Consider the following 253-nt stretch of genomic DNA (forward strand, 5'->3'; position numbering starts at 1 on the left):
AAAGAAGGGCACGTAAACTGAGTTCGCCTCAGCGAAATCTTGATCCGGTAACCAGTAACCTAAGTAACCCTGTTTGATAGCGCGATCAAAAGGTTTAACCCCTGCGTCGCGAGCGAAGATGCGGCCACCATACTGCATACGCTGAACGTGCATTAACCAGTCGCCGATTGGGTTACGCTGAGGCTTCATGATGGTTGTTACTTTGTAGCCTTTCGCAGCCAGCATTACCGCTGGGTAATCCACGGCCCAAGCA

At 51.4% G+C, this 253-nt stretch carries 1 pseudogene; it reads right to left on the reverse strand.

Annotated elements, in window-relative coordinates:
- Positions 1 to 243: pseudogene (locus O4H47_RS18020) on the reverse strand (hypothetical protein); the annotation flags it as partial.
- Between the last annotated feature and the right edge of the window lie 10 nt (positions 244 to 253).

This window comes from Maritalea porphyrae (assembly GCF_027213965.1).
GTDB classification, from domain to species: domain Bacteria; phylum Pseudomonadota; class Alphaproteobacteria; order Rhizobiales; family Devosiaceae; genus Maritalea; species Maritalea porphyrae_A.